Here is a 2,364-nt window from a genome sequence, read left to right as displayed (position 1 = left end):
CTTCTTACCTTACCTGACGGCTGCTCGGATCTAAGCCCAACATGGCACCAGTGGAATCCATTTCAGATTATTGCTCTTTTTTAGCGGTCAGCTCCGGGTTTTTAATTGGCCCACCCGTTGCACCGGTGACCGTATTCCCTTGCCGGGCGATATTTATTACAGTATTTCGCCAGAACTGGTAAGCCACACACCAGCGTTCCAATACTGCGAGATCCGTGACGCAGAGTAACCCTTGCGTACATAATTCTTTGCTGGTCAGCTCCCACATCACCACGGCCAGCGACATGTCATTGTCGGCAAACCAATTCAGCGGTGATACGCTCGTCAATGGGATAAAACTCGGCTCATCCCGATTCAGTTTTCGCTTACCCGGATTGCCCGCCAGTGTCTTGCGTGCCGTCGGTTTAGGGCGACGACCTGATTTGCCCGCCGTTCCCGCCATACACAGCACCTCCCGAGTTTAAAAACAGTAAAAGAGGGGGTAAAAAGGTATCGGATTTAAATTTCATTTTTCGCGGGGATAAAAAAAGACCCAAGGTGGCAGTCCCTTGGGACAAGAGTGGCAGAGATTTGACCCGCCCCTCCCTTTGTAACGATGGAATTCAAGATGATTACGCTGAAAATGATTATTCACTCAACCTTCAGCGTAGTCGCTCTGTCGCGGTCTTCTGTCTATGGCAGGCTTCACACAACAATTGCAAGTTGCTCAGCTCATCAGTGCCGCCATACGCTTTGTACCTGTGACCGCTCGTCCCTGCCGTAAGCAGTGTTGGCACAAATGGTTATCCCGTTGTTTGACTGAAACTTTGAGCTTATCCCACTGACTGCCATAGCCGCGAGCGTGTCGGCTTTTGCCCTGTTGGTGATGTTGCCAACCTGTGTGCTGGTGGTCAGTGCAGTAGCCGCTGCGGTTAGTGGTAATCTTGGGGCAGCCTGACTTACGGCAGGCTCGAGGGACACGGGGTGGCATGTTCTGGCCTCTAGATAGCAAAAAAAAAACACCTGCGTAACAGATAGATTGATGAAATTACTGATACCATTAGCTCTCAACTATCAAGGAGATAATTCAGGATGAAAAAAGAGACTAAGGTTCAACTCATTATGCTTTCACGGTTAACTGTATACTTAGGCTTGGCATTACCAGTAGCATTAGTGCTTCGTGATTATCTTCTGAGTGACGTATTCGAAAGAATATTTCGGGGAGAATATTCACTTCGAGCCTTACTGGAATATCGTGGACCTATATACCTTTTTTCTCTTTTCTACGGTATGTTTGCAGGCATTATCATTTGGTTCTTTCATTACAGAAAATTGATTACTGCCATCGCCAAAGAAGCGGAACAACAAAATACCCACAATTAATCAGTTACCACAATAAACAATGATATTACTTATGTTTTGGCAATGGGTTAAACGCTTATTTATCAGAATAATAAAGGATTGTCTCACTGAAATTAGAGCGATGGTGACTGCGTTTCTGGTATTAGGCATCTTTGTTGGTGGACTTGAAATTGAATTCATCTTGCTTTTTTTTGTGTTGATCGCAATTCTATTTTCTCCTGAAATTTGGCGATTTCTGAAAACCAGAATAAACAGCAAAAGATGATATTAACCGATGATTTTTGAATATCCTGTTTCATCGACATTGATTCCTCACATATTCCTGCAAATATTTTAATTTTGCTCGATCGTTGATGATGCTTTCCCGGATATCGAGAACAATTGATCCAGCTTCTCCAGTGAGTTCGACGGTGGTTGCATTACCCACGCTGCCGGAGGGAGTGGTTTCAGGCACGGGTCAATTGGCTTTGATGCGCAGCTTGCGACGACCAGCGGCAACATCAGCCCGAAGAGTGTCAATTTCAGTCTTGGCATTGGCGAGTTCCTGAGTGTGTTTGCTATCCAGTTCATGCAGCATTTCAATATGCGTGTTCTGGTAATTAATGGTGTCAGTTAGTTGCTGGATTTCAGTTACCTGGTCGTTATTGATACCGAGTTGCTTCTTGTATCCAGAGCGGTATAAAAAGGCTGCTGCTGAAGCAATGATCAGCGCAATAACCGTACCCTTGGTGAAATTGAACTTCATGATAAAAACATCTGGCTTCTGATGCCCTGCGATTATCCAATCCACGCATCACCTTGCCTGTTGCTTTATTCCATCGGGAAAACTCTGCCGCTGTGCCGGTGTAGTCACCTTGATTGAGCTTCTTCAATAACGTGGAGCCCAAAAAGTTACCGCTGCCACAATTGAATATAAATGAGCACAAGGCATCGAACTGACCTTGATTCAAGGGGACTTTAACCCATTGCTTTAATGTGGTGTAAATAGGTTGGAGATCATCATGTAAGAATGCTTCAGCCTGC

Annotated in this window: 3 protein-coding genes and 2 pseudogenes; 1 reads left to right on the top strand and 4 read right to left on the bottom strand. The window is 45.3% G+C overall.

Going from position 1 to position 2,364, the window contains the following annotated elements; all coding sequences use genetic code 11:
* Positions 1-70 precede the first annotated feature (70 nt).
* Both FE392_RS19605 and FE392_RS19600 read right to left on the bottom strand, forming a co-directional pair.
* Positions 71-442: pseudogene (locus FE392_RS19605) on the bottom strand (P27 family phage terminase small subunit); the annotation flags it as partial.
* Between the two features lie 199 nt (positions 443-641).
* A pseudogene (locus tag FE392_RS19600) lies at positions 642-970 on the bottom strand (HNH endonuclease).
* Between the two features lie 101 nt (positions 971-1,071).
* Between FE392_RS19600 and FE392_RS19595 the strand changes: the two are divergent.
* A complete protein-coding gene (locus tag FE392_RS19595) occupies positions 1,072-1,362 on the top strand; it encodes a hypothetical protein (protein ID WP_319931816.1) in 291 nt (96 codons plus the stop codon).
* Positions 1,363-1,674: 312 nt separating this feature from the next.
* Here FE392_RS19595 and FE392_RS19590 read toward each other — a convergent pair whose 3' ends face one another.
* Together FE392_RS19590 and FE392_RS19585 are read right to left on the bottom strand one after the other, a co-directional pair.
* The gene (locus FE392_RS19590; protein ID WP_319931815.1) at positions 1,675-1,875 is read right to left on the bottom strand and encodes an Rz1 family lipoprotein; all 201 of its coding nucleotides are present in this window, start codon (positions 1,873-1,875) and stop codon (positions 1,675-1,677) included.
* A gap of 107 nt (positions 1,876-1,982) precedes the next feature.
* Positions 1,983-2,364: lysozyme (locus FE392_RS19585; protein WP_319931814.1), on the bottom strand; the 382-nt coding region annotated here is incomplete at its 5' end.

Origin of the sequence: Xenorhabdus santafensis, from assembly GCF_033949405.1 — a bacterium.
Taxonomy (GTDB): Bacteria; Pseudomonadota; Gammaproteobacteria; order Enterobacterales; family Enterobacteriaceae; genus Xenorhabdus; species Xenorhabdus santafensis.
The sequence above is the reverse complement of the archived record's forward strand: the minus strand, read 5'-3'. Positions and strand labels throughout refer to the sequence as shown.

Coding starts and splice junctions, on each gene's coding strand:
- FE392_RS19595 (WP_319931816.1), top strand. CDS start 1,072: ATGAAAAAAGAGACTAAGGTTCAACTCATTATGCTTTCACGGTTAACT.
- FE392_RS19590 (WP_319931815.1), bottom strand. CDS start 1,875: ATGCCAAGACTGAAATTGACACTCTTCGGGCTGATGTTGCCGCTGGTC.